This is a genomic window from Corallococcus interemptor (assembly GCF_003668875.1).
Classification (GTDB): Bacteria; Myxococcota; Myxococcia; order Myxococcales; family Myxococcaceae; genus Corallococcus; species Corallococcus interemptor.
Genome location: NZ_RAWM01000032.1, coordinates 21,442 through 45,382, shown reverse-complemented (window position 1 = coordinate 45,382; position 23,941 = coordinate 21,442). Strand labels below are relative to the sequence as shown.

Here is a 23,941-nt window from a genome sequence, read left to right as displayed (position 1 = left end):
CGGGGTGCACGGACGCAGGCCCTCCGGCGGCACGCTCCCCTGCCCTGTCGTTCGAACGGGCCGGGAATCTTCCACCGGCCGACGGCTCAGGCGTCGTGGCGGCGCGTCGGCTCACCGTCGGAGGGCAGCTCGTCCTCCTGCTGTTCGGCCTGACGGTCGGGCACGCGGTACTCCTCGCCCAGCCAGCGGCCCAGGTCGACGGCGCGGCAGCGGCGCGAGCAGAAGGGATGGGAGGTGTTCTCCGGACGCGGAGGCACGGGCTTCTGACAGATGGGACACGGCGAGAGAGGCATGGCGGTCTGGAGTCCTAGATAAGCCTTGACGCTCCAGCGGGCCAGGACGTTTCGTGCCCCGCCTCGTGCAGACACCTCCGGAGAGCGCTCACACGTTGTTGCGGGGCGGCCGGTTGCCGCGCGACTTCACCGCCGTGGGCGTGGAGGACACGGCCGCCCAGGCGCTGGAGAAGCTGCGCGCCCACTGCTGGCGTACTCCGGATTGGTGACGCGGTTGTTGTTGTCACGGTGATTCTCCAGCGCAAGGGGCAGGTCATGAAGGTCGTGCGCATCACGAAGCCGGGCGGTCCAGAGGTCCTCGCGTTCGACGAGCGGCCGGAGCCGGTGCCGGGCCCCTACGACGTGCAGGTGCGGGTGCGGGCGAGCGCGCTGAACCGGGCGGACCTGCTCCAGGTGCGCGGCGCCTATCCGCCGCCGCCGGATGCGCCCCAGGACGTGCCGGGCCTGGAGTACGCGGGCGAGGTGGTGGCGGTGGGCCCGCGTGCACGGAAGTTCCAAGTGGGCGACCGGGTGATGGGCCTCGTCGGCGGAGGCGCGTGGAGCGAGGTCATCACCACGCACGAGCGCGAGGTGCTGCACATGCCCAGGGGCCTGGACTTCGCGGACGCGGCGGCGCTGCCGGAGGCGTACCTGACGGCGTACGACGCGCTGGTGCTCCAGGCGGACCTGAGGCCCGGGGAGACGGTGCTGGTGCACGCGGTGGCGAGCGGCGTGGGTTCCGCGGCGGCGCTGCTCTGCAAGGCGATGGGCGTGCGGGTGGTGGGCACGGGGCGCAGCCAGGACAAGCTGGCGCGGGCCTCCGGGTGGGGCGTGGGCCACACGGTGCTGTGCGAGAGCAACCCGCCGGTGTTCGCGGACGCGGTGCTCGCGGCGACAGGCGGCCGGGGCGCGGACGTGTGCCTGGACCTGGTGGGCGGCGCGTACCTGCCGGAGTCGGTGAAGGCCATGGCGCCGCTGGGGCGGCTGATGCAGGTGGGCTCGGTGGCGGGCGTGCGCGCGGAGCTGGACCTGGGGCCGGTGATGCGCAAGCGGCTCACGCTCAAGGGGACGGTGCTGCGCAGCCGGCCCGCGGAGGAGAAGATGCTGCTCACGCAGGTGGCGGAGCGGCAGCTGTTGCCCCTGTTCGACTCCGGCGCGCTGCGCGCCGTGGTGGATGCCGTCCTGCCCATGACGGAGATCCGCTCCGGGCTGGAGCGGATGGCGGGCAACGGCACCGTGGGCAAGGTCGTGGTGCGCTGGGACTGAAAGCGGCTACACGCTCGCCTTGAGCACCCTGGCGGAGGCACACCTCCGCCAGGCCTCCTTGAGCAGGGCATCCAGCAGGCGCCGGTCCACGGTCTTCAGACGCACGATGACCATGGGCCAGTCTTGATAATGCGGCGTCACTTCGAACATGTCTGGCTTGGAATCCAGCAAGGCCTCGCGGTGCTCGAAGTCCACCTTGATGACGATGGAGTCTTCATCCAGCACCCGCGCGAAGAGCTTGTTGCTTACCCGGAACCCGGGCGTGCCGTAGGAGGGGCGCTCCTCCGTCGATGGCAGGGCCAGCGCCATTTCGCGCACGTCGTCCACCGTGAGCCGTGCCTTGCGCTTCGCCACCGTCTTCTTCCGGGTCGCCATCCGTTTCCTCCCTGCCCTGCCGCCAGGCACCACCGAAGCCATTGCGCCCGGGGAGCGGAACCGTATCCTGCGCCGCCATGGCTACCCACTTCGACCCCGCCGCCGCCGCGCAGCCGGGCTCCGGCATCTTCGGCCTCCCCCACTCCCCTGACGAGGCCCACGTCGTCGTCATCCCCGTGCCCTTCGAGGCCACCACCAGCTACGGCGGTGGCACGTCCAACGGCCCCGCCGCCCTGCTGGAGGCCAGCAAGCAGGTGGACCTTTTCGACGTGGAGACCGGCCGGCCCTACGAGCGCGGCATCGCCATGCTGGAGGCCCCCGCCGAACTCCACGAGTGGAACGAGCGCGCCAGGGAGCGCGCCCTGCTCGTCATCGAAGCGGGCGGCATCGACTCCGGCGAGGCCGAGCTGCTCGCCGCCGCCAAGGACGTGAACGGCTTCAGCGAGAAGCTCAACGAACACGTCTACCGCACCACGAAGCACTGGCTGGAGCAGGGCAAGCGCGTGGCCGCCGTGGGCGGAGACCACGCCATCTCCTTCGGCATCATCCAGGCGCACGCGGAGAAGTACCCCGGCATGGGCGTGCTGCACCTGGACGCGCACGCGGACCTGCGCGTTGCGTACGAGGGCTTCACCTGGTCGCACGCGTCCATCTTCTACAACGTGTGCGAGCGCATCCCGGGCGTGAAGACGCTGGTCCAGGTGGGCCTGCGCGACATGAGCGAGAACGAGCACCGCTACATCGAGGACTCCGGCGGCCGAATCCACGCCTTCTACGACGCCGTCCTCCAGCAGAACCGCTTCGACGGCCTGCCGTGGAACCAGCAGGTGAAGCAGATCGTCGACAAGCTGCCGCAGCAGGTCTACCTGTCCTTCGACATCGACGGGCTGGACCCCGTGCTGTGCCCCAACACCGGCACCCCCGTCCCCGGCGGCCTGTCCTTCCCGGAGGCCATCGCGCTCGTCGCGGGCGTCGTGCGCTCGGGCCGCACCATCGTCGGCTTCGATCTGACCGAGGTGGCCCCCGGCCCCGACGGCAGCGAGTGGGACGCCAACGTGGGCGCCCGCATGCTCTACAAGATGATTGGCTGGATGCTGAAGTCGCAGAAGGCCTGAAGCCCTCAGGCCACGCGCGGCAGTGACACGCTGAACGTCGCGCCCTGCCCGGGGCGCGACTCGGCGGAGAGCGCGCCGCCGTGCAGCTTCGCCAGCTCCGACGCCACGTAGAGCCCCAGCGCCTCACCTTGCGCGGGGCCCTCCGGGAAGGGCTGGAACAGCCCGGGCAGCTCTGCTTCGGGGATGCCCGGCCCCGGGTCGCTCACGCGCACCCGCACCTCTTCCGCGGACGCCTGCAGCTCCACGCGCACCCCGCCCTGCCGGGCCGCGTTCGACAGCAGCACGTCAAACACCTGCCCCAGGCGCTCCGGGTCGAACTTGAGGCCCACCGCCTCCGCGGGCACCGTCACCTCCACCGGCACACCCGGCCCCAGGGTGCGGCACCTGGCGATGGAGGCCTCCAGGTGCGGGCGCAGGTCGCCCTCCACCGGCCGCAGCGTCACGCTGCCCGCGCTCAGCCGGACGGCGTCCTGGAGATAGCGCCCCATCCGCTCCAACGACTGGAGCTGCGCGCCCAGTGCCTCCACCGCGCCCTTGCCCGGCGGCGGCAGGTCCCCGAGCGCGCGCAGCTGATCCCTCGCGGCCTCCAGCGGCCCCTGGAGCGACCGCGCCACCCACCGGCCCAGCGCCTCCACGGGCGTGGCGGGCTCTGGCTGCACCGGTGGGGCCTTCTCCAGCACGTCGTGGATCAGCGTCTCGAAGTCGGTGATTTCAAAGGGCTTGTTGAGGAACGCTGCCGCATCCGGCGAACCCTGCTGGAGCACCGCGCTCAACAGGATGATGGGCACCTCGCGCAGGCCCGGCTCCTGCTTCAGCCGGCTGCACAGCTCCATGCCGCTCATGCGCGGCATCATGTGGTCCGTCACCACCAGCCGAGGACGGTGGAGCCGGGCGAGCGCCAGGGCCTCCTGGCCGTCGCGCGCGCGCACCACGTCGTGCCCCAGGTCCTCAATCACCTGGCTCAGGACCTCCAGCACCGCGGGTTCATCATCCGCGACCAGGACGAGACTCATGTGAAACCACTCCCTCGGCCCCCGCGGGCAGCAAGCATCACGCCGCGCCGGGACTCCCAGGGCCGCCCCTGCGCCCCCAACGCCGCAATCGGCCCAGGGCAAGGACGTTCTGCCTGAAAGTGCGTTCGATCACGGCCGCGCCATCTGGTCTATGAAGAGCCGGACGCCGCTTCCAGATACCCAGGGAATGGCTGAGGCCTTCCCGACATTCAGACTGTCTTCCGGGAGACAATTCCCGGCGGCGTACGGAGGAAGGGCATGAGGGCAGCACACATCCGGTGGGGGCTCATGTGGGTAGGGCTCGTGCTGGCGCTACCGGCGCAGGCGGACCTGTCCCGGCGCCGCAGCGACGTGGTGGAGGTGGTGCAGAAGGTCTCCCCGGCGGTCGTCTACATCGGCACCGAGCAGGAGGTGGAGTCGCGCTTCCGGGGCCGGCCGCGCTCACCGCTGGAGGAGTTCTTCGGCCAGGGGATGAATCAGCCCCAGACGCGCCAGCGGATCACCGGCCTGGGCAGCGGGGCCATCATCGACCCGTCCGGCATCATCGTCACCAACGACCACGTCATCCGGGGCGCGTCCGCCATCCACGTGGTGCTCGCGGACGGGCGCACGTTCGACGCGGAGGTGATGGGCAGCGACGCGAACAACGACCTGGCCGTCCTGAAGGTCAACGCGAAGGAGCCCCTGCCCACCGCGAAGCTGGGCACCAGCAGTGACTTGATGATTGGCGAGACGGTGGTGGCCATTGGCAGCCCGTTCGGCCTGAGCAAGACGGTGACGGCGGGCGTGGTGTCCGCCACGGGGCGCACGTTCCGCGCGGACGACCGCGTCTACAACGACTTCCTCCAGACGGACGCGGCCATCAACCCGGGCAACTCCGGCGGGCCGCTGCTCAACGTGGACGGGGAGATCATCGGCATCAACACGGCCATCTACGCCAACGGCCAGGGCATCGGGTTCGCCATCCCCGCGGACAAGGTGCGGCGCATCGTGGAAGAGCTCACGCGCTTCGGGAAGGTGCGTCCCGCGTGGGTGGGCATGGACACGGCGGACCTGCCCGCGCAGGTGGCCGCGCGGCTCGGGTGGGACCGCACGTACGGCGTCATCGTGACGAACGTGGATCCGGACAGCCCCGCCGCACAGGCCGGCGTGCAGCGCGGTGACGTGGTCGCGGAGCTGGGCGGCTCGCGCATCCAGGACGCGGAGGACTTCGAGTCGCGCGTGCGCGGATATCCGGCGCGCTCGGTCTTCCCCCTGGTGCTCTTCCGAGCAGGCGGCAACCGCACGGTGCAGGTCACACCGGTTGAATTTCCTGCTCGCCTGCTCGAGTCCCTGGCGTGGGAGAAGCTGGGACTGCGAGTGAAGGAGAGCAAGGGCGGGATGGCCATCGCTTCCGTCCGGCCGGGCTCCGCTGCCTCGGAGATTGGCCTGGAGCCGGGGGACGTGCTGTTGCGGATGAACAACCAGCCGGTTTCCACGGGTGACACTTTCCGTGAAGCCCTGCTGACGGCGCGACGGGGACGTAGCGTGCTGTTGCTCGTGCGGCGCGGGCGTTACGGCTACCACCTGACGCTGCCTTTCGAAGGCCAGCGGCTCTAGGTACGACCCGGGGATTCCAGGATCGACGGGAAGGGCACTAGCATGCCGTTCCCATGAGTTCGCCTCGCTATCAGTCACTCGGCCCCCTCCTCGCTGGCGAGGGCTCGCGTGCCTTCCTCGGACTGGCGCTGGAGGAAGGCGCCACGCCCCGCCCCGTGGTGCTCATCTGGGCACCGCCTGAGATTGCCCAGAACCCGGAGCTGGTGGCGCGCCTGGAGCGCGAGACGAACCGCGCCATCGTCTTCGAGCACCCGAACATCCTGCGCGTCCACGGCCTGGAGAAGCTGGACGGGGGCCTGGCGCGCGTCACCGAGTTCGCCGACGGCGAGCCGCTGCGGCGCGTGCTGGAAGCCAACCCGCGCATGACGCCGGGGTTCGCCGCGCTGGTGGTGGCGGACGCGGCCATGGGTCTGCACTACGCGCACGTGGCGGGCAACGACGACGGCTCGCCGCTGGTGCACGGAGACATCCGGCCCGAGACGCTGATGGTGTCCTTCAGCGGCTACACGAAGGTGACGGGCTACGGCGCGCTGTCCGTGGCGCCGCGCGAGCGCGGTGGCAAGCGCGTGAAGAACCGCCGCGCGTACACGTCCCCGGAGCAGCTCTTGGGTGGGCGTGAAGCGGTCAACGTGCAGTCGGACGTGTTCCTGCTGGGCCTCACGCTGCACGAGTGCCTCACGGGGAAGATGCCGTTCAAGGAGTCGGCGGATCCGGACAAGGCGGTGCTCAACCGCGCCCTGCCCCCGATGCCGGCGGACGTGCCGCTGAAGCTGGATGCCGTGGTGCGCCGCGCGACGACGAAGCGCGCGCTGGAGCGCTACCCGTCGGCGCTCGCGTTCCGTGAAGCGCTGGTGGAGGCCGTTGGCAAGCTGCCGACGCACGAGGAGTTCGCGGAGCACCTGGCGAAGCTGTTCCCGCCGGAGGCCGAGGCGAGAGCGGCGCGGCGGGCGACGATCGAGAAGGGCATCGCGGAGGCGCTGGCGAAGGCGGGCATGCCCGCGCCGCAGATCGCGGAGCTCATCGCGAACGGCGCGGGGCTCGTGGAGCCCGTGAAGAGCAAGGTGCCGGAGATCTCCACGGCGGAGAGCCCCAAGCCGGCGCCCGCGCAGCCCGGGGTGGCCGCGCCGCAGGCTCCTGTCCCCGCGCCCGTGCAGAGTCCGTCACCGGCTCCGGTCGCGGCGCCTCCGCAGCCTGTGGTTCCGAGCCCCCCAAGCGCCGCCACGGTTCAGGGTGGCACTGCTGCGCCCTCCCCTGCTCCGGCGGCTTCCACTGAGACGCGGCCCGCGGGTCCCATCTTCGGCGGCGCTGCGAGCCCCACGGTGCAGGCCCCGGCCGCGCAGAAGCCTTCGCGTTCCTGGGTGCCCTTCGTGGTGGGCGGTCTCGTGCTGACGCTCGGCGCGGGCGCGGTGATCGTCCAGCGCCAGCTCCAGGGCACGATGACGGTGGAGACCTTCGACGCGGGCCTGCCGGCGGTGGTGGTGGCCGAGCCCTTCGACGCGGGCATCGAGGATGCGGGCGTGGACGCCGGTGTGGACGCGGGCCCGACGATGGGCATCCTGGACCTCACCGTGGAGCCGCGCGTGGAGGTCACGCTCAACAACGCGCTCCTGGGCCGCACGCCGCTGTCCGCGTCGCTGCCTCCGGGCAAGCACCTGCTCACCTTCACCAACGGCGCGCTGGGCATCTCCGTGTCGCGCACGGTGACGGTGGCCCCCACGGGCCGCTCCGCCTACCAGTTCTTCCTCAACAAGGCCTTCATCAACGTGCGCGGCCCCGCCGGCGCCAACGTCTCCGTGGACGGCAAGCCGGTGGGCGTCGTCCCCGTGGAGGAGCTGGACGTCTACGAGGGCTACCACCGCCTCAACGTCACCGTGGGACCGTCACACTGGCAGAAGACCTTCACCATCGAGCCCGGCCAGCGCGTCAACTTCGACGTGAACTTCCAGGAGCCCCAGGAGGCCGTGGAGGAGTAGGCCCCCGGGCAGGCAGGGGTCCACCCTGGGCGCGGGGTGGATCCTGACACATTCCGTTTTGTTTCACGGCCGTGGTCCAATCCGCGCCATGCCCACGGCCTACACGGTGTGCTTCTGCGGAACCGCCTGCGCGCGGGACGAGGGGGAGAAGACCCGGAAATGGGACCCCAAGCTCATCGGCTCCCTGCTCGGCAGCGAGCAGAAGCTCGTGAGCGACAAGGGGATCTTCGACCGGGACACCGGCTACATCCCCGTGCGGATCCACCAGGACATCTCCGGCACGCTGCTCGGCACGGACCTGAGTGAAACGGTGCGGGGCGTGGGTGAGAACGACTGGCACCACCAGATGGACACCTGCGATCCCCTGCTCACCCAGCCGCTCCTCGCGCCCAAGGAACTGCTCGACTACGTCGCAAGCTACTCCCAGGGCAATCAGCGGCAGCTCTACAGCCAGGCGTCGGGGTGGTCCATGGTCGCGCTCGCGCTGCATGGCGCGAACCTCGCCGCCCGGAGCGGGGCCTCGCGCATCAACCTGCTGGGGCACAGCCGCGGCGGGGTCGCGGCCATCATGGCCGCCTGGTTCCTGCATGCCTATGGCTCCAGCGAGGTGCGCAGGAAGCCCGTCAGCATCTTCGCCATCGATCCCGTCCCCGGCACCGGGGAGTGGTACGGCATCCAGACCCAGCTGGCGCCCAACGTGCACAACTACGTCGGCGTCTACGCGTGGGACCACCTGGATGAAGGCTTCGCCGCGGTCATCCCGCGCCCCAACGGACGGATGACCCTGGACCGGGCCCAGATGGCCATCGAGGACCGGGGCCTGGGCACCCATTGGTGGTCGCTCGCGGACAACCGCCAGCTGGCGGATCCGCTGGTCGCCAACACCCTGCGCCAGCCCATGGGCTACCACCTCTACGCCTGCAGGGGGCGGCATGGCACCGTCGCGGGCATCGCCACCCGGGACGGCCGCTACGACCCCAACACGGTCAGCGCGGACGTCGGGGCCGTGCCTCGGCTGGTCTACAAGCTCGCCCGCGCCTACCTCACCCAGTGGGAGACGGTCTTCCGCACCCGGTGCCGCGTGCGGGAGGACGCCCGGGAACTGCGGCGGAGGATCCACACCGCGCACACCCACTTCGACACGATGGGCGGCGGCGAGATGCGCACCGCCGTGCGGACGGGGCGCCCCGCCGTGCGGCGCGTCTCGTCCATCTCCGGCCGGCTCGGCTGGAACCGCTACTACCTGGAGGACGTCGTGGGGACGCCTCCGTACGACCTGGCCTACCCCTGCACCATCGAGCAGCAGCACGGCGGCTGGGTGAAGTGGAAGTTCCTGTGAGCCAGTGGGCGCTCCGGGAGGGCCCAGGCAGTCGCGTGAGCGAGGAGTCGAGGGACGATGAGCTTCATCGAGCTGGTGCGAGGCAAGGTCCATCCACGCTACTTCAGCCACCTGGCCGAGGACTGCCACGTGCGCGTCCTGGACACGCCGCACGTCTGGGGCAAGCCCTTCAGCAAGGCGGGCATCATGCCCGGCGCCCTGGCGCGGACGCAGGACTTCGAGACGGCCCTGGTGGAGATCATCCAGAAGTCACGCTACCGCTGTGACCTGGCCTCGCTGAACAGCCCGGACAAGGCCTGGGCCCAGGTCGTCCTGCGCGCCATGGACAAGGCGCTGAGCGACCAGCCCGAGGGGATGCCGCCCATCCAGTTCCGGTTCCTCTTCGGCCAGACGCCGATGATCATCGTCAACGGCCTCATGTCCCCACCCCTGGTGGACTTCCAGGGCGCGCTCATCCGCCTGGCGCGGGAGCGGACGCGCTCCAGGCAGTGGAAGGTGATGCCAGACATCTGGATGGCGAAGTTCTACCGGATCCGCGAGGGCCTGCTCTCCGGCGTCATGGCGTACATGAGCAGCACGCTGGCCCGGTGGTTCTCGGCGGAGGGCGATGACGCGTCCACCAAGATGACGTGGAACCACTCGAAGATCGTCGCCGTGGACGGCGCCGAGGCGCTGGTGGGCGGGCACAACCTGAACATGGACCTGTTCACCAGCTACCCGCCCGTGCACGACGTGTCGGTCGTCATGCACGGGTCTGCGGCGCACGGAGCGCAGCTGTACCTGAACAAGATGTGGGAGTGCGGGACCGACCTGGTGAAGCGGGAGTACCTGGACCCCCAGACGTTCCAGTGGAAGGACGGCAGCGCCAGCAACGCGCCCGTGCTCACGGATCCGCTGACCGGGGAAGGCGCCGTCTACATGCAGGAGCGCCACGAGGGCTTCGCGCACCTGCACGGGGGAGGACTCCCGGTCCCCAACGCGGTCCAGCAGGCCCGGCAGAAGAAGAACGCGCCGCCGCGGATGGCGGAGTCCAGCATCGACGAGATCCGCCGCGAGGACCTCCAGACGCTGAAGGACCTGGAGGAGCCCGTCTTCCAGCCGAAGCAGGTCGCGGCGTACGAGCAGCTGGGGGAGTACCGCAGGGCGACCCGGGTCCTGTCGGTCGGCAAGTACTGGTCGGGCTCGAGCATGGACTCCGACTACGAGAAGGCCTCCGAGGTGATGAAGGAGGCGCTCATCAAGGGCGCGAAGCGCACCCTGTATCTGTCGCAGATGGACCTGGTCAGCGCGTGGAAGAAGAACTGGTCCTCGCACGTGGTGTGTCATTGGATCATGGAGGCCCTGCTCGCGAACCAGAACCTGGTCGTCAAGGCGGTGGTGTCTCCGCTGGACGCGGGGGCGGGCGCGGAGGGCGACCAGTACTCGTTCGGGTCCGGCGCCTGCCGCACGTTCGACCTGTTCCGCTACTACATGACCCATGACATGAGGACGGACGCGGAGCTCGATGACGCCGAGCTGCGCGAGGCCGCGCTGGACCGGCTGCACCTCGCGCCGCTCTACTTCACGGACGTGCCGGATCGCCTGACCGTCGAGGGCAAGACCTACAAGTGGCCCGACCTCACGCCGGAGGGCTACACGGCCACCCTGAAGCAGCCTTCGCTGCAGGACAGCCCGCCGAAGGGCGGCGTGATTGGCGACGCGGTGAAGGCCGTCAAGATGGCCAGCGCCACGGGCAAGGACAAGGTGCAGTCCGCGCCCGGCAATCACGCGAAGATCATGATCGTGGACGAGCAGGCCTACGTCGTCGGCTCGGACAACCTCTATCCAGGCTTCCTCTCCGAGTTCAACTACCTCGTGGAGGGCGAGGCCGCCGTGGGCGAGCTGCTGAAGTCCTACTGGGCGCCGCTGTGGATGTACTCCAGCAAGCACTGCGTCAACCCGCGCTGCCTGGGGGGATGCAAGGCCGCTCCATCGGCCCCGAAGCTCCACTACCCCCTGCCCCTGGGGCTCGGCCTGCTCGGCGCCTCACGCTTCGGCGTCCCCATGCCGCCGTCCATGCCCTTCGGCCTCAAGTCGGGGGCCTCCCTGCACCCTCTCAACTTCGCGCGGGTCAAGCGAATCCCCGTCGAGCAGCCGACACCCCTGGAGGACATCCTCCGGCAGGACGAGGCGCTCGCGTTGAAGGGCGTGGAGGAGCGGCGGCGCCGCAAGGAAGCGTCTCCAAAGCTCCCGGACGTTTCCAAGCCGCAGGAGAAGTCCCAGGACAAGTCCAAGGAGGAGGCGCCGTGGGTGGATCCCTTCGAGAATGGAGACGACCTGAGCGGAAGCCACAACTACACCAGCTTCCAGATGTTCCGGCTCATGGAGCACTACCTTGGCCAGCTCCCGAACGTGGTCGTGCTGCACGGGCTCGGCAGGGATGAGCTCCAGCGCATCGGGCCGGAGGCGTACCGTGACGCCGTCCCGGCCAACCCGGTCAACGGCACCACGCTCACCCTGGTCCAGCCCTACAACGTCAATGGCAACCATTGGGGGCTGCTCTACATCAAGGTGACGCCGCCCACGGACGCGCAGCAGCGCAAGGCCCGGGTGCTCTACGTCGACCCGCTCCATCCGGACGAGGTGCCGGACCTCAGCGGCCTGCGCCGGGCCTTCCCCAGCCTCACCGCCGAGCGGAGCACCGTCCGCTACCAGAACGACGTCAACGGCAGCGGAGACGAGAACGACTTCCAGCACAGCTGCGGCGCCTGGGTGGTCTACCTGTCGAGGCACCTGGCGACCCAACAGGACCTCATGCCTGCCCCGCCGGTGGATCCCCGCGACGCCGCGGTGCGGCTGCGAGCCACGCACCAGAGCGTCATCGACACGTTGAACGGCCTCATGGTCGACGTGGACTGACCTCCAGGATGCCAGCCCCGGCGCCTCAGAACGTCGCGACGAACGCCAGCTCGCAGACCCGCTCGCGACACGAGAACACGTGCAGGGCCCCTTCGAGGAACTGTCCGCCCTCGTAGTCGAGCAGGTGCAGCATCTCGCCGTGCGCGCAGCCCGGCGTCTCGTCGGCAATCTCCCAGTTCGCCACGCCGCCGAGGCGAGCTCCGCCCCAGCGCACGCCGTTGCGCCGCTGCGCGACCCAGTCGTCGTACGCCTCGTCGGCACCGTTGCTCGGATCCGGATCGAAGCCCTCGGGGAACGGCCCGTCGAAATCGAGCGCATCGAGGACGAAGAGCGCGCTCGACGCGGTGTCCGGCGTGATCTCCTGGCGACAGCGGTACCAGCTCACCGGCGGTAGCTCGGTCGCCGGGGAGCCCGGCGTCACCCGCTGGCTCTCGCGCTTCCAGTCCATCGACTCCGGTGGCCATACCTTGGGACTGATCACACGGTGCTTGGGCTCCACCAGCCGCACGTACCCGATGCGCTGATCGCTGGCATTCTCGATGCCGCAGTGAAAGCAGAAGAGCGCGACGAGGCCGCGGCCGCCGGGGAGGAAGTCCGCGAGCACCGCCGGCGGAATCTGGACGCACATCTCCAGCGGGCGAGCGCAGAGGCCGCAGCTCGGCCAGCGCGGCTCATCGAGCCAGGCGACGGAGCCGTGCGCGAAGCAATCGCCGGGGCCAGGATCGAAGCTCTCGGGCTTCAGGTAATGCGGCACCTTCAGATCGACGCAGGTGGGCGCGGTCTCGCAGAGCTCGCGGCGCCAGGGCTCGAACAACGGGTGCTCGGGGAGCTCGGGGCGAGGCGCCTTGCGCGCGCAGGGCACGCAGGTCTCGGCGACGTCGCTCCAGCGCGGGTGCTCGCGCACGAAGGTCGGCCATGGGGTTCGCGGCGCGCGGCTCGGCTCGGTCTTGGGCTCCTCGGTGACCGCGGGAGCGACAACGAGCGGCGTCACCATCACCGCCTTGGGCACGCCGTTGTAGCCCGGCGCGGTGCCGTGCACCTCGACCCGGGTGCCGACCCCGGGGCTCACGGCGAAGCTCTTGAGCGCGGTGCCGCCGAAGCGCACCCGCCCGCCTTCGTCGAGCTCGATCCACCCGAGGGCGTCGTTGGGGTTGAGCTCGACAATCGTCCCTTTTTGCCCGCTCATCGCGCGGAACGCTAACACGCCCGCATCAAGCGAAGCGGGTCAGAGCAGGCCTGGTTCGATGCGTGCCGCGAAGATCGCGAGGAGCGCGCGGAAGTCCCTGGCGATCACCCGGGGCTCATCCCCTTCCCCATGAATCCAGCGGTGGATGCGTCCCTCCGCGTCCACCAGCAAGAGGTCGCTATCGCGGCCGAACAAGGGAGCCATGCCGGCAAGGTGCGCATCCGGGATGAGGTCTCGAAGATACTCGCGAAGGTCGGAATCGTCCTGGGGCTCGAAGAGTCCCCAGCCGTCGATATCGATCAACCTCTCCCCCGCGCCGTCCGCCAGCTCGGCCAGCCCCTCCGGACACGGAAGCCGCCACTCGGCGTACTGCCGGCGCCAGGCATCCCCGAATGGCTGGAGGTCCTCCTCGAAGTCGGGCTCGAGCGCTTCCTTCGGAATGGTCAGGGAGAGCACGGCGTCGACCAGCGTGCGGGTCGGGAGCTGTTCGTGCGATGGCCGCGCGGGGGACTCAATGCCAAGCGCGGCGCACACCTGTGCGGGACTGGCGAGCGAGCCCCAGAGCGCGGTCCCACGGTCGAAGCGCGCCGAGGCGGAGAGCGGCCCGACGACGACGGGTTCGAAGCCCGCATCGCGCGCGAGCCGCGCCGCCGTGGCCGCTGCCTCCGGATCATCCGAGGCGATCGGAACCGCGGGGGTCACGAGCGCGACCGCCGGGCCGAACAAGGCTCGCTCGTTGAGCGTGTTGAAGGCCTTCACCGTTCGCGCGCCCGGGAACAGCGCCCCGGTCAACGACCCGGAGCCGCGCTGGGAATTGCCCCACCTGGCTGCGTAGTGGGAGTCCTCGGGGTTCGTCACGTCGATCACGACCACCCCGGACAGCGCCTGTCGCGCGGCTTCGGCGACGCTCTTGAGGGCCGAGGAGGGCGTCGCCAGCACGATGACCTCCCCGTGAGACAGCGCCCGTGAAACGTCGCCCACCGCGACCGGTGGCTCCACGGACACCTGCCACGGCCGCCGGACCCCGATGCGGACGTCGTGCCCCGCCTTCGCCCACAGCGTGCCGAGCCGCACGCCGATCCGTCCCCCGCCGATGATCCCGATGCGGAGCGGCCTGTCGGTGCGGGGCACAGGCACCTCGCCGGCGGCCATGCCCTGAGGCGCGGCGGTGGCGCCGAGTTGCGCTTCGAGCCGTGCAGCCTCTCCGGAGCCGCGACGGCGCAGCTCCGCGACGACGCGCGACGCTTCATCACGCTCCTCCCAGTACGAGTACGGGGCCAGGGCGGCCGCGTGCTCCAGGAGCTGGCGGTCCGACCACCAGGGGAGGTCTATCTTCCATTGCCTGAGCTGCGCGACGGGCTGCCGCTCGAACCAGGCCAGGTACTCCGGACGAAGGGCCTCGCGGCCTTCCGGCGGCAGCCAGGAGAAGAGCTCCGGGACGCCAGACGCATCCTCCGCTTCGACTCCACGCTGAAAGGCATGACGCGCATCCGCGACGCAGCCCCCCATCTCGCCCGCCTTCAATCGTGCCTGGGCACGGGCAAGAAGAAGCCAGGTCCGCGCCGCGATGAAGTCTTCCGGCAACAGCGCGGTGACGTTCGCGAGTCGCGTCTGGCGCTCGCAGATCTCGACCGCGATCAGGTGCGAGACGTTGTAGTGCCGTCCCGGGGCGACCCGGCACAGGTAGGCCAGCTCAAGGCCGTCCGGCAGCCGCTCCAGGACACCGCGAAGACGTTCGTGGATCGCGTGGATCGGGTGCACACCGCCCGAGTTCACAAGCTCGAGCAGGCAGCCCCCATCCGGGTCACGGCGCAGTCTCAGGGGCCACGCCTCGCGCTTGGGGTCTGGCGCGGACTCTCCTCCAACAAAGGGCAAGCTCACGACCCCGACATTAGGCGAACGCGCGCAGGGGCCAAACGCGTGGCCCCTGCGTTCATGACCGCGTCAGAGCGGTTCCCAGCCGTTCTCGGTGCAGTAACCGACGAACTCGTCGACGGCGAAGTACGAGTACGTCCCCACGAGATGGTACTGGACGTATCTGAAGCCACACTCCGGATAGATGTGCCCGACCACCGTGGTGTAGGTGGCGTCACTGTAGAGCGTCGTCACGTAAGCGGCTTCCCGGTAGCCGGCGCTGGCGGGGCTGGCGCTCAGGAAGACAGACGCGACAGCGAGCGAGGCAAGGATTCGCGTTGCCATGTGTTTCTCCTGGATTGGACTGGCGTGATTAGAGCCGTGTAATCAGCGCAAATCCAGGGCAGGAGAGAAATAGGGGCGCAGCAGCGCCGCGGCCAGCACGGCTCCGTAGACCGCCGCGCTTCCATGGACCGCGAGCGCGAAGGCGAGCGACGCGCCGCCATGCATCACGGTCAGCGCGTCCACAGTGGGCATCACGATGCAGGCGAGGACGAAGACGCCCGCGGCCTTGCGCTGCCGGATGGCCACCAGGGCGAACATTGCCAGTGCCAGGCCCAGGTCCCTGCCCGCCTTGACGTACATCAGGGGAATCACCTCGCTTCCGGAGTCGGGCAGACCGAAGCCCCTGGCCGCGCTGACCGGGCCCAGCGCGGCCCGGAGGCTGAGGAACAGCATGAACGCGCCCAGCAGCAACGTGAACAAGGCCGTGGGCGAGGTGAGCTTCCAGGACAACCGCGAGGGGTTCGTGCGTGTGTCGTTCATGCCTGGAAATGTGACGTTCTGGCCCCGGAGACGCCATTCGCGGACGGCTCAACCTTTTGTCTGAAACGCTCAGGCCGCGAGCGTCGGGGACAGCCCGCTGCTAGCTTCGAGGGCATGGACCTCACGCATGCTTCCGATCTGCTGGGGCAGATCCTCGAGCGAACCCGTCTGCGGGGGCAGCTCTACTGCCGCACCGTGGCGCGGGCCCCCTGGGGGCTGCGCTTCGCGCCCACGACCACGGCGACCCTGCACCTGGTCATCGCGGGCACCTGTCACCTCACGCAGGGCCGGGACTCCGTCGCGCTGGGGCCGGGGGATGTCGTGCTGCTGCCGCGCGGCGACGGGCATGCCGTGGCGGACTCGCCTCGCAGTCCCAAGCAGCGGGTCGAGGATTGGTTGGCGTCACGAGGTGAAGGAGCTTCCGGGTATGTGCTGGGCGGCTCCGGCGTGGAGTCGCGGATGCTCTGCGGCTTCTTCGCGTTCGACGAGCCGGGGGCACATCCCGTGTTGCGGCTGCTTCCCGAGCGGGTCCACCTGCGAGGGGCCTCCGAGGACGCGCGTGCGCTGTTGCCCACGGTGTCGATGCTCGAACAGGAGTACGCGCGGGGCGAGCGGGGCTCCTCGGTCATCGTCTCCCGGTTGCTCGACATCCTCCTGGTGCAGGTGCTCCGTGCCTGGGCGGACGCGCAGCCGCCGGGCGGTGCGGGCTGGTTGGGGGCGCTCGGCGACAGGACGCTCGCCAGCGCCCTGGGTTGGATGCACGCGGAGCCGGGGCGGAATTGGACCGTGGGAGAGCTGGCTCAGCGCTCGGGGACCTCCAGGGCGACGCTCGCGCGGCGCTTCGCGAGCGAGGTGGGCGTGGCGCCGCATGAGTACCTCACGCGGCTTCGGATGCAGGAGGCCGCGCAGGCGCTGCGCGAGGGACAGGACGGGCTCGCGGCCATCGCGGTCCGCGTGGGTTACGAGTCCGAGTTCGCCTTCAATCGCGCCTTCCGGCGGGAGATGGGCATGCCGCCCGGCGAGTACCGGCGCAAGGCGCGTGAGGAAGTCCAAGGGCCCTGACATCCGCGTCCCCTGGGGCGCCCCCACGCGCGTGCCAGTCCTGGCACGTTCGCTCGGGAGCCGCCTCCGCCGGGAGCCCGTCAGCCCGCGCAACACCGTGAAATCCCAGCTGGAGCCCGCGCGCCTCGCCGCTGGCCCCGCCCTTGCCATGGAAGGGCTCCGCAGCCACCTCAAAGGAGCCTCACCCCCATGAAGCCCACCCCGAAGTCCTTCGCCGTCTCCACCTCGCATCAGCGCGCGACCCGCGCCCTGGCCTGGAGCCTCACCGCGCTCGCCGTGGGCTGTGGCGCGAACGACTCCGAGTCTCCGCCCAAAGCTTCTGCGTCCCAGGCGCTCACCCCGCTGCCCGCGACGTGCGCGGACGTGCATGCCGCCCACCCGAACGCTCCGGACGGGAACTATGGCCTGTACGTGGGCAATGACCCCGACGCGTACTGGACCGCGTACTGCCACGACATGGCCGGCACGCCCCGGGAGTACCTCACCCTCCCCTTCCAGATGGAGGACACCAACGTGTCGCGCTACCTCGCGGGCGGGGCCTCGCCCGGCACCAGCGTGATCACGCGCTACACCCGCGTGCGCCTGCACCCGGACACGTTCCAGGTGGACACCGGCGACCAGACCTTCGCGACCTCCACCGGAGAGCTGACGCACTCGCCGGACACCGTGCGCGCCGTGCCCTTTGGCGTCGCCATGTCCTGCGATGGCGAACAGGCCCAGGCCAACATCAACCTCGTCGGCACGAGCTTCGAGGTGGACTCGAGTCTGTTCGGCGTGGGGGGCTTCGACGCCTCCGGCACCGCGGTCTCCAGCGACGGTGGACAGGCCGTCACCCTCTCCGGCGGAGGCTTCTGCGGCTGGACGGGCCCGCTGGGCAGCTACAACCCCTACAACCAGACCGGTTCGCTGCTGCAGCTGAAGTACCGCCCCCCGGTCCGCCTGCCGGCCACCTGCAAGGACCTCCAGACGGACTACTCCCTCACCCACGACGGCGAGTACACGCTGTGCGTCGGGCGCGATCCCAACCAGTGCTGGACCGCCTGGTGCCACGGCATGGACGGGGCTGCGCCGCGCGAGTACCTCACGCTCCAGCACACGGAGGAAGGCGCCAACTTCTCGCAGTACCTCGCCGGCTCGCCCTCGCCCGGCACCACCGTGCGCACGCGCTACACCCGCGTGCGCGTGCTCCCGGCCACGCTCCAGGTGGACACCGGTGATCAGACCTTCGCCACGTCCACCGGGCAGCTGACGCACTCGCCGCACACGGTGACGGCCATGACCTACGGCGCCGCCATGTCCTGCAATGGCATCCAGACCCAGGCCAACGTGGACCTGCGCGGCACGCGCTTCTCCGTGCAGCCCTCGCGCTTTGGCGTGGGCGGCTACCGCGCTGGTGGCTCCGTCACTCCCAGCGCGTCCAACCAGGTCTTCAGCCTGTCGGGCGGTGGCAGCTGCGGCTGGGCGGGCCCCCAGGGCAGCTACAACCCCTACAACCAGTTCGGCACCCTGCTGCAGCTGACGCTCAACCCGCCGCAGCCGTGAGGTCTCCTGCCCCCTGCCGCCCTCCCATCCGGTGAGCGGCAGGGGTGTCTGGTAACGAGCCTGCCCCATTACGCGGAAGTACGTATCTACTCCCAATCACAATCGCTTGAGGCTGACGCGGCAGTCCACCCAAGGGAGCTGTCCATGCGTACCGTGATCAAGTCGCTGCTCGCCTCCGCCTCGTTCCTGGCCCTCGCGCCGCTGCCGGCCGCCGCGGCTCAATGCCAAGGCGTCTGTGGCTGCGGCGTGCCCTGCGAACGCCGCTGCAACATCGGCGCCGTCGTCACCACCTGCGGCAACGAGCAACTGTGCATCGACTACTGCCGCGCCCCCAGTGCGCTGGGCGAGGCCGCGTTGGAAGAACGGCGCTCCGCGCCCTGAACGGACGTGAGCGAGCGTCCTCTACGCCTCACGCCAACCCTCAGTACCATTCGTAGTTCATCGCGACGCTCGCGCTCTTCATCGTCTCCTTCATGTAGCCCTTCACGTGGACGGAGGTCATGCCCAGCTGTCCCGGACTCCGGGCAATGAGCTTCACCCGGTCCGCCTCACCGTATGAGCCATCGCGGAGCGCGGCGGGCACTTCCTTGGGGGAGTTCACGTTGTAGTGAGGGAAGAGCTTCTGCTTCACCGAGACCGCGAACTCATCGCTCTGGATGTGCAGGCTCATCTCGCCGTCGTACTCCATGCTGCGGTAGCCGAAGTTGGCGCTGCCCACGATGACGTGCTTCGAGTCGATGAGCATCAGCTTCGAGTGCACGTAGATCTTCGTGCTGTCGTCGTAGTTGCCGGAGTGCCCCGGGAAGCGGACCGGGCAGTAGAACTGGACACGCGGCGTCACCCCTTCCGCGAGGTCCAGACTGTCAATTGCCTCCAGCGCGACCTGCACCGGCCTGGCCTGGACCTTCACGCCCTCGACGGGCCGGGGTGCCACCTGGAGGCTGGCCTCCTCCATCCACTTGCCGGACTTCTTGTTGACGACCTTGTGATACATCGCCGGGTCGTTGGGCACTGGCACGGTGCTGCCCTGGAGCTTGATGGCCTGCAGCGCGTCGTCGAGCTTGCCCTTGACGCCATCCTTTTCCTTGAAGCTCGCCAGGAGCATCCGCGCGTACGCGATGCGCGACAGCTGCGTGTTCGCGTGGGTTGGATCGCAGACAGGGTCTGGAATCACCACGCAGACCTCGAAGGGCTTCCACGCCTTCAGCTTCCGGCAGACCTCGCGGACGATGTCCGGGTCGAAGAACTGGTAGTTCTCCGCATAGAGATACGTCGTGGCGCCCTGGATGAGGGTCTTGATCTCATCGCGGATGCTGTGGTCGGTGGACAGGGTCGACACGCCCGTCGTCAGCACGGAGATGCGGTGCCCGCCGTCCGTCGGCTGGCTCGCCACGAGCCCCCGGACTCCCGCTCGCACCACATGGGGTGGCGTGGGCCCGAAGAGCTTCAGCGAGCTCTGCCGCTTCCAGCGGCGCAGCCACTCCTCCTCGATGTCACACGTCACGGGCCCCTCCACCAGCACCGCCGTGTCGTGCAGGGTGTGGTTGTGCCCATGGATGGGGTGCTTTCCCCAGTGATAGCCGGTGTCCCAGTACTCCTCCTCCATGTTGAAGCCGCCGACCAGGGCCTTGAGCTTTCCGCCGATGGAGAAGAGAGACATCTTCTGGTGCAAGCCATAGCCCACCCCGGGCTTCGGGTGGCTCTCCAGGTAGACCAGGATCTTTTCCTTGTACCCGTGGAGCGCCGTGTGGACCGCCTTGTTCCCGCGAGCCACCTTCTTCGCGAAGTTGTCATCGCCACCCGCGTTCGCGGACACGGCGTCCGGGTCCCAGAGGATGATCTCCACGTGGACGCCCGCATCCGCCAATTGCTTGAGGGCGGCCTCCATCGTGAAGTGGTGGTCGTCCTTCTTCAGCACAAGACCCTTCTCCATCGCCCAGTAGGCCAGCCGCACGTAGGTCGTCGGGGGCACGGGAGCCGGCTTGTCCGCGACCTTCTTGCCCTCGCCCTTCGACAGGGGCTCGACCTCGACGGGCTCGGTGGCGCTGCGCATCACCTCCTCCAGACAGGCGGCGAAGGTGCCGAAGAACTCCTCGCCATCCATCAGGAAGGTCGCGCTGTTGTGGTCGCTGGTCCGCTTGCTCATTTCCGGAGCCTACACGTTCCCAGTGAAACACGATCAGTGGGGACTCCTTGTCAGCACGGTCCATGCCGTGACGAGCCTTACCAGGTGCGCTGTTGATTCCGCGCGTTCTTCTCCCGGAAGGCCTGCTCCAGGTCCACGCCCGTGCGGTTGGCGATGGCCAGCAGGTAGTTGAGCACGTCCACCAGCTCCTCCCCCACGTGCTCGCGAGCCGTCGCCTCGGAGGGCCGCTTCTCGTACTGGCGCACCGCCTTGAAGAGCTCGCCCACCTCCTCGCCCATCCGGAAGCAGTTGTGGACCAGGTCCTGCTGGAGCCAGCCGTGCAGCGACTCCAGGTCGTGGATGTACCGCTGGTAGTCCGGCATCGCGGCGCGCTCGGGGAGCTCGATCATGCCCTTGTGCTCCGTCAGCGGCGAGTGGCTGTCAACTCCGAACGGTGACGGTGGACGCGCTGTCCGCTGGCGTCTTCAGCGAAGGCCCTGGAGCACCTGGAGCACCCGGTGGCGCAGGGCCCGCAACTCCGAGCGCTGGGAGAGCCGCGCGAGGGTCGCGCCACTGGGGCGGGGTTCGCGAGCGAGCCCGGTCAGCTTCGCCAGCTCCGCGTCCAGCCGGCGAAGGGACAGCTCACAGCAGGTGACGCGGAAGACCTTCACCAGCGCGTCCTCCTCCGTGGGCAGGGAACGCGTGGCGCTCGCGAGGGCCCGCGCCACCGCGCCGGTGGCCGCGATGCCTCCGTGGGTCGCGGTGCCCAGCGCCATTCGCAGCCCCGCCTCCCGAAGATGATCCAACGCCCCGAAGGCGTCCTGGTCCCGCACGCTGGGATTGCGCAGCACGCAGGCGACCGCGCGGGCCTCCAGCGCATCCACGCCGCGCTCGGCGGGCGTGACGGCGGCGGGTTGCGCCGGAAGCCGGGGCCCGGAGAGCACGCCCTCCAGCTCCGAGGAGGGCAGCCCCATGTGGGCGGACAGCGCGTCGAGGAAGGCCGTGCGCATGAGGCCCGGGGGGAGCTTCGCCACGACGTCGCGCAGCCGTCCCAACGCGAGCATCTTCTCCTCGAAGCTGGCTTCACGTCCCTCGGGCAGCACGGAGGTGAAGAGGTGGCGCGTGAGCGGACGGGCGTCGTCGAAGAGACGGGACACTCCCGCCGCGCCCTCCCGCAGCGCGAAGGTGTCTGGATCCTCTCCCTGGGGCAGGAGCGCCACGCGGGTGGCCACGCCAGCGGCGAGCAGCGGCCCTGACAGCCGCTCCACCGCGGCGAGCCCCGCTGCGTCCCCGTCCAGAAGCAGCACCAGCTCGCGGGCCTCCGCTCTCGCGAGCACCTGGAGGTGGCCTGGCGTCAGGTGCGTGGAGCAGAGCGCCACGGCATGGCGCACCCCCACCTGGTGCAGGAGGACGCAGTCGAAGTAGCCCTCCACCAGCACCGCGCGATGCAGCCGGCGGATCTCCGCCCGCGCGAGGTCCATCCCGAACAGCGTGTCCGCCTTGTGGAAGAGCGGGCTGTCCTTCGAGTTGAGGTACTTCGGTCCCCCAGCGCCACCGGACAGGAGCCGTCCTCCGAAGCCCACGGGGCGGCCGTCCGGCGAACGCAGCGGCAACATCACCCGGCCCCGGAAGAAGTCGTAGCAGCCCGCGCCCTTCTTGCGCGGCTGCAAAAGCCCCGTCTCCAGTCCCGCCTCCCGCAGCCCCGCGCGCTCGAGCCGCTCCGCGAGCCGGTCCCAGGCCTCGGGAGCCCAGCCCAACCCGAACGCGCGCGCCGTCTCCTCCGTGACGCCCCGCGCCTCCAGATAGGCCCTCGCCGCCGCGCCTTCACTGCCCCAGAGCTGGGTCTGGAAGTGTTCCTGGGCCAGCCTCGTCACGTCGCGCAAGCGCTGGCTTGAGTCCGCCGCCGGGTCCTCGGTTTCGGACACCGTCAGACCCACCTCCCGCGCCAGCTCACGCACGGCCTCCCCGAAGGAGAGCCCGAGCATGCGCCGGAGGAAGTCCACCGCGTCTCCGTGCGCGCGGCACCCGTGGCAGAAGAAGAAGCCCTTTGCCGGGACGACGAAGAAGGACGGGGTGCGCTCCTCGTGGAAGGGGCACCGGCCGCGAAAATCCTTCCCGCTCGGAGTGAGCGCCACGTGACGTGAGATGAGGCCGGGCAGGTCCACCCGGTGGCGCAGCTCTTCGAGGGTCTGGGGAGAGATGCGCCGCGATGCCATGGGTTGTTCCGGAGGGCCACTCTACCCCGGACCCGCCCTACGCCCCTGCCGCGCAGCCCTCAATAGAAAGTACGTCCGAGCATGGAGGCGTTGGTGACAGCCGTCTCGCCATACACGGAGATGTACCAGGTCCCCTGGCTTGGATAGAAGATGGAGCAGTACTCCAGGTTGCTGTCCGTGGCGCCGGAGCGGCAGGTGTAGTTCGTCAGCGTGGGCGCTCCGTTGTAGCGCACGTAGAGGGTGCCATTGCCGGTGCCCTTCTGGAGCGACACGGTGAACGCGGGGATGCCCGACGGCAGCGTCAGGGAATAATGCTTCCAGCCGCCCTGGGGCGCGCTGACGTAGCTCAGCGTCGCCCGGGGCGCGGTATTCAGCCGCGGGGTGATCATGTCGATGAACCCCTTGAAGTACGAGGCCCGCGCGAACATGTTCGGCGCCGAGCAGCCCGGGTTGTAGCTGGCGACGCCGACCAGCTTCTTCCCGGAGGCTCCGTCCACCACCAGCGGGCTGCCCACGTCCCCGGTGCAGAAGGCGTTGCCCTGCGCTGAACCATCCGCCGCCAGTTGGTCGACCGTGACGGGCTGCCCCAGCGCCAGGGAGGCATCCGCGTTGGACATCAGCGGCACGCTCATCTTCATCAATGCGTCTGGGATTGCGCTGCCCGGGGCCGTCTGTCCCCAGCCTGAGAGCGTGGCGATGACGCCCGGGTCCGTGTAGCCAGCGGAGACATCCGCGGCCGTCGCCACCGGCAGGGCCGCCACTGTGGTGCCATTGAGCGTCAGCGGGGTGAGCAACCGCAGGAGCGCCACGTCCTTGCCCTGCGCCGCGTTCCACGAGTCAGGGAAGGGAATGATGTCCAGCACCGTGCTCACCTGCACCGCGATGCTCATCAACGCCAGGCTGTTGCTCCCCGCAGCGACGCGCAGGGTGCTGGGATGCGGGGGCGTCACGGTGCCGGTCCCCAGCACGCACTGACGGGAGGTGAGGACCCAGTGGGTGTTGAGGATGGTGCCGCCACACAGGTGATTCCCGGCCGAGTCCTGGAGGGACACCATCCAGGGGAACTCACCGGCGGCGGCGGGCGTGGCCCCCAGGAGCGGCTGAGCGGACTCCGTCACGGCGGGCCGGCCACTGACCGCTTCGGGGCCACAGCCAGCTCCCAGGGACAGGAAGCCCAGCGCGACGGCGGCACGCAGGGAAAGGAACCACGGGAAGGACGCGCGGGAAGAGGTCATGCGGCCACTCTATGGTTCGTCCTTGAGGTGCGAGCAGGCTTGTTTT

Annotated in this window: 21 protein-coding genes; 10 read left to right on the top strand and 11 right to left on the bottom strand. The window is 69.6% G+C overall.

Annotation, left to right across the window (positions count from 1 at the left end):
* Positions 1-86: 86 nt before the first annotated feature.
* A complete protein-coding gene (locus D7X96_RS14675; RefSeq protein ID WP_121723182.1) occupies positions 87-293 on the bottom strand; it encodes a DNA gyrase inhibitor YacG in 207 nt (68 codons plus the stop codon).
* A gap of 53 nt (positions 294-346) precedes the next feature.
* Here D7X96_RS14675 and D7X96_RS14670 point away from each other — a divergent pair, with 53 nt between their 5' ends.
* Both D7X96_RS14670 and D7X96_RS14665 read left to right on the top strand, forming a co-directional pair.
* Positions 347-502 carry a hypothetical protein gene (locus D7X96_RS14670; protein WP_244219586.1) on the top strand — a complete coding sequence of 52 codons (156 nt, stop codon included), beginning with the start codon at positions 347-349 and terminating at the stop codon, positions 500-502.
* Positions 503-548: 46 nt separating this feature from the next.
* Complete coding sequence (locus tag D7X96_RS14665; RefSeq protein ID WP_121770010.1) at positions 549-1,538, top strand: NAD(P)H-quinone oxidoreductase; 990 nt, start codon at positions 549-551, stop codon at positions 1,536-1,538.
* 6 nt (positions 1,539-1,544) lie between these two features.
* Here D7X96_RS14665 and D7X96_RS14660 read toward each other — a convergent pair whose 3' ends face one another.
* Positions 1,545-1,913, bottom strand: a complete 369-nt coding sequence (locus tag D7X96_RS14660; protein ID WP_121769990.1) for an MmcQ/YjbR family DNA-binding protein — start codon at positions 1,911-1,913, stop codon at positions 1,545-1,547.
* 77 nt (positions 1,914-1,990) lie between these two features.
* Here D7X96_RS14660 and speB point away from each other — a divergent pair, with 77 nt between their 5' ends.
* Positions 1,991-3,028: an agmatinase gene (speB, locus tag D7X96_RS14655; protein WP_120549509.1), complete on the top strand. Its 1,038-nt coding sequence runs from the start codon at positions 1,991-1,993 to the stop codon at positions 3,026-3,028.
* A gap of 5 nt (positions 3,029-3,033) precedes the next feature.
* Here speB and D7X96_RS14650 read toward each other — a convergent pair whose 3' ends face one another.
* Positions 3,034-4,041 (bottom strand): ATP-binding response regulator, encoded by a 1,008-nt coding sequence (locus D7X96_RS14650; protein ID WP_121723181.1) that lies wholly within the window; start codon positions 4,039-4,041, stop codon positions 3,034-3,036.
* Between the two features lie 258 nt (positions 4,042-4,299).
* Here D7X96_RS14650 and D7X96_RS14645 point away from each other — a divergent pair, with 258 nt between their 5' ends.
* The 4 genes from D7X96_RS14645 to D7X96_RS14630 all read left to right on the top strand — a co-directional run bounded on the left by D7X96_RS14645 (position 4,300) and on the right by D7X96_RS14630 (position 11,850).
* Positions 4,300-5,640, top strand: a complete 1,341-nt coding sequence (locus tag D7X96_RS14645; protein ID WP_121769989.1) for a trypsin-like peptidase domain-containing protein — start codon at positions 4,300-4,302, stop codon at positions 5,638-5,640.
* 53 nt (positions 5,641-5,693) lie between these two features.
* Positions 5,694-7,613, top strand: coding sequence for a serine/threonine-protein kinase (locus D7X96_RS14640; protein ID WP_120549506.1), 1,920 nt, complete (start codon positions 5,694-5,696; stop codon positions 7,611-7,613).
* An 88-nt stretch (positions 7,614-7,701) separates the two neighbouring features.
* Positions 7,702-8,952: a Tat pathway signal protein gene (locus D7X96_RS14635; RefSeq protein WP_121769988.1), complete on the top strand. Its 1,251-nt coding sequence runs from the start codon at positions 7,702-7,704 to the stop codon at positions 8,950-8,952.
* A 57-nt stretch (positions 8,953-9,009) separates the two neighbouring features.
* A complete protein-coding gene (locus D7X96_RS14630) occupies positions 9,010-11,850 on the top strand; it encodes a phospholipase D-like domain-containing protein (protein WP_208647318.1) in 2,841 nt (946 codons plus the stop codon).
* A 25-nt stretch (positions 11,851-11,875) separates the two neighbouring features.
* On the opposite strand, the gene D7X96_RS14625 is transcribed toward D7X96_RS14630, so the two are convergent.
* From D7X96_RS14625 to D7X96_RS14610, 4 genes are all read right to left on the bottom strand, one after another.
* Positions 11,876-13,054, bottom strand: coding sequence for a hypothetical protein (locus tag D7X96_RS14625; RefSeq protein ID WP_147468307.1), 1,179 nt, complete (start codon positions 13,052-13,054; stop codon positions 11,876-11,878).
* Between the two features lie 21 nt (positions 13,055-13,075).
* On the bottom strand, positions 13,076-14,797 hold the full coding sequence (locus D7X96_RS14620) for an NADPH-dependent F420 reductase (RefSeq protein ID WP_121769986.1): 1,722 nt from the start codon (positions 14,795-14,797) through the stop codon (positions 13,076-13,078).
* 183 nt (positions 14,798-14,980) lie between these two features.
* Positions 14,981-15,235, bottom strand: a complete 255-nt coding sequence (locus D7X96_RS14615; protein ID WP_120549502.1) for a hypothetical protein — start codon at positions 15,233-15,235, stop codon at positions 14,981-14,983.
* Positions 15,236-15,277: 42 nt separating this feature from the next.
* Positions 15,278-15,715: a DUF4267 domain-containing protein gene (locus D7X96_RS14610; RefSeq protein WP_120549501.1), complete on the bottom strand. Its 438-nt coding sequence runs from the start codon at positions 15,713-15,715 to the stop codon at positions 15,278-15,280.
* A gap of 114 nt (positions 15,716-15,829) precedes the next feature.
* Here D7X96_RS14610 and D7X96_RS14605 point away from each other — a divergent pair, with 114 nt between their 5' ends.
* From D7X96_RS14605 to D7X96_RS14595, 3 genes are all read left to right on the top strand, one after another.
* Complete coding sequence (locus D7X96_RS14605) at positions 15,830-16,777, top strand: AraC family transcriptional regulator (RefSeq protein ID WP_120549500.1); 948 nt, start codon at positions 15,830-15,832, stop codon at positions 16,775-16,777.
* Between the two features lie 189 nt (positions 16,778-16,966).
* Positions 16,967-18,319 carry a GON domain-containing protein gene (locus D7X96_RS14600; RefSeq protein WP_121769985.1) on the top strand — a complete coding sequence of 451 codons (1,353 nt, stop codon included), beginning with the start codon at positions 16,967-16,969 and terminating at the stop codon, positions 18,317-18,319.
* A gap of 144 nt (positions 18,320-18,463) precedes the next feature.
* Entirely contained in the window at positions 18,464-18,700 is a 237-nt protein-coding gene (locus D7X96_RS14595) for a hypothetical protein (RefSeq protein WP_120549498.1), read from the top strand.
* Between the two features lie 40 nt (positions 18,701-18,740).
* Here the strand turns inward: D7X96_RS14595 and D7X96_RS14590 are convergent, their stop codons facing one another.
* The 4 genes from D7X96_RS14590 to D7X96_RS14575 all read right to left on the bottom strand — a co-directional run bounded on the left by D7X96_RS14590 (position 18,741) and on the right by D7X96_RS14575 (position 23,895).
* Entirely contained in the window at positions 18,741-20,465 is a 1,725-nt protein-coding gene (locus tag D7X96_RS14590) for a phospholipase D-like domain-containing protein (protein ID WP_121722760.1), read from the bottom strand.
* 77 nt (positions 20,466-20,542) lie between these two features.
* The gene (locus D7X96_RS14585; RefSeq protein WP_120549496.1) at positions 20,543-20,854 is read right to left on the bottom strand and encodes a MazG nucleotide pyrophosphohydrolase domain-containing protein; all 312 of its coding nucleotides are present in this window, start codon (positions 20,852-20,854) and stop codon (positions 20,543-20,545) included.
* Between the two features lie 75 nt (positions 20,855-20,929).
* Positions 20,930-22,660: a DNA primase gene (gene dnaG, locus D7X96_RS14580; RefSeq protein ID WP_121769984.1), complete on the bottom strand. Its 1,731-nt coding sequence runs from the start codon at positions 22,658-22,660 to the stop codon at positions 20,930-20,932.
* Between the two features lie 59 nt (positions 22,661-22,719).
* Complete coding sequence (locus D7X96_RS14575; RefSeq protein WP_121769983.1) at positions 22,720-23,895, bottom strand: trypsin-like serine protease; 1,176 nt, start codon at positions 23,893-23,895, stop codon at positions 22,720-22,722.
* Between the last annotated feature and the right edge of the window lie 46 nt (positions 23,896-23,941).

Excerpts from the sequence above, each read along its gene's own strand:
- D7X96_RS14675 (WP_121723182.1), bottom strand. The coding sequence starts at position 293 with ATGCCTCTCTCGCCGTGTCCCATCTGTCAGAAGCCCGTGCCTCCGCGT.
- D7X96_RS14665 (WP_121770010.1), top strand. The coding sequence starts at position 549 with ATGAAGGTCGTGCGCATCACGAAGCCGGGCGGTCCAGAGGTCCTCGCG.
- D7X96_RS14660 (WP_121769990.1), bottom strand. The coding sequence starts at position 1,913 with ATGGCGACCCGGAAGAAGACGGTGGCGAAGCGCAAGGCACGGCTCACG.
- speB (WP_120549509.1), top strand. The coding sequence starts at position 1,991 with ATGGCTACCCACTTCGACCCCGCCGCCGCCGCGCAGCCGGGCTCCGGC.
- D7X96_RS14650 (WP_121723181.1), bottom strand. The coding sequence starts at position 4,041 with ATGAGTCTCGTCCTGGTCGCGGATGATGAACCCGCGGTGCTGGAGGTC.
- D7X96_RS14645 (WP_121769989.1), top strand. The coding sequence starts at position 4,300 with ATGAGGGCAGCACACATCCGGTGGGGGCTCATGTGGGTAGGGCTCGTG.
- D7X96_RS14640 (WP_120549506.1), top strand. The coding sequence starts at position 5,694 with ATGAGTTCGCCTCGCTATCAGTCACTCGGCCCCCTCCTCGCTGGCGAG.
- D7X96_RS14635 (WP_121769988.1), top strand. The coding sequence starts at position 7,702 with ATGCCCACGGCCTACACGGTGTGCTTCTGCGGAACCGCCTGCGCGCGG.
- D7X96_RS14630 (WP_208647318.1), top strand. The coding sequence starts at position 9,010 with ATGAGCTTCATCGAGCTGGTGCGAGGCAAGGTCCATCCACGCTACTTC.
- D7X96_RS14615 (WP_120549502.1), bottom strand. The coding sequence starts at position 15,235 with ATGGCAACGCGAATCCTTGCCTCGCTCGCTGTCGCGTCTGTCTTCCTG.
- D7X96_RS14610 (WP_120549501.1), bottom strand. The coding sequence starts at position 15,715 with ATGAACGACACACGCACGAACCCCTCGCGGTTGTCCTGGAAGCTCACC.
- D7X96_RS14605 (WP_120549500.1), top strand. The coding sequence starts at position 15,830 with ATGGACCTCACGCATGCTTCCGATCTGCTGGGGCAGATCCTCGAGCGA.
- D7X96_RS14600 (WP_121769985.1), top strand. The coding sequence starts at position 16,967 with ATGAAGCCCACCCCGAAGTCCTTCGCCGTCTCCACCTCGCATCAGCGC.
- D7X96_RS14595 (WP_120549498.1), top strand. The coding sequence starts at position 18,464 with ATGCGTACCGTGATCAAGTCGCTGCTCGCCTCCGCCTCGTTCCTGGCC.
- D7X96_RS14590 (WP_121722760.1), bottom strand. The coding sequence starts at position 20,465 with ATGAGCAAGCGGACCAGCGACCACAACAGCGCGACCTTCCTGATGGAT.
- D7X96_RS14585 (WP_120549496.1), bottom strand. The coding sequence starts at position 20,854 with ATGATCGAGCTCCCCGAGCGCGCCGCGATGCCGGACTACCAGCGGTAC.
- dnaG (WP_121769984.1), bottom strand. The coding sequence starts at position 22,660 with ATGGCATCGCGGCGCATCTCTCCCCAGACCCTCGAAGAGCTGCGCCAC.
- D7X96_RS14575 (WP_121769983.1), bottom strand. The coding sequence starts at position 23,895 with ATGACCTCTTCCCGCGCGTCCTTCCCGTGGTTCCTTTCCCTGCGTGCC.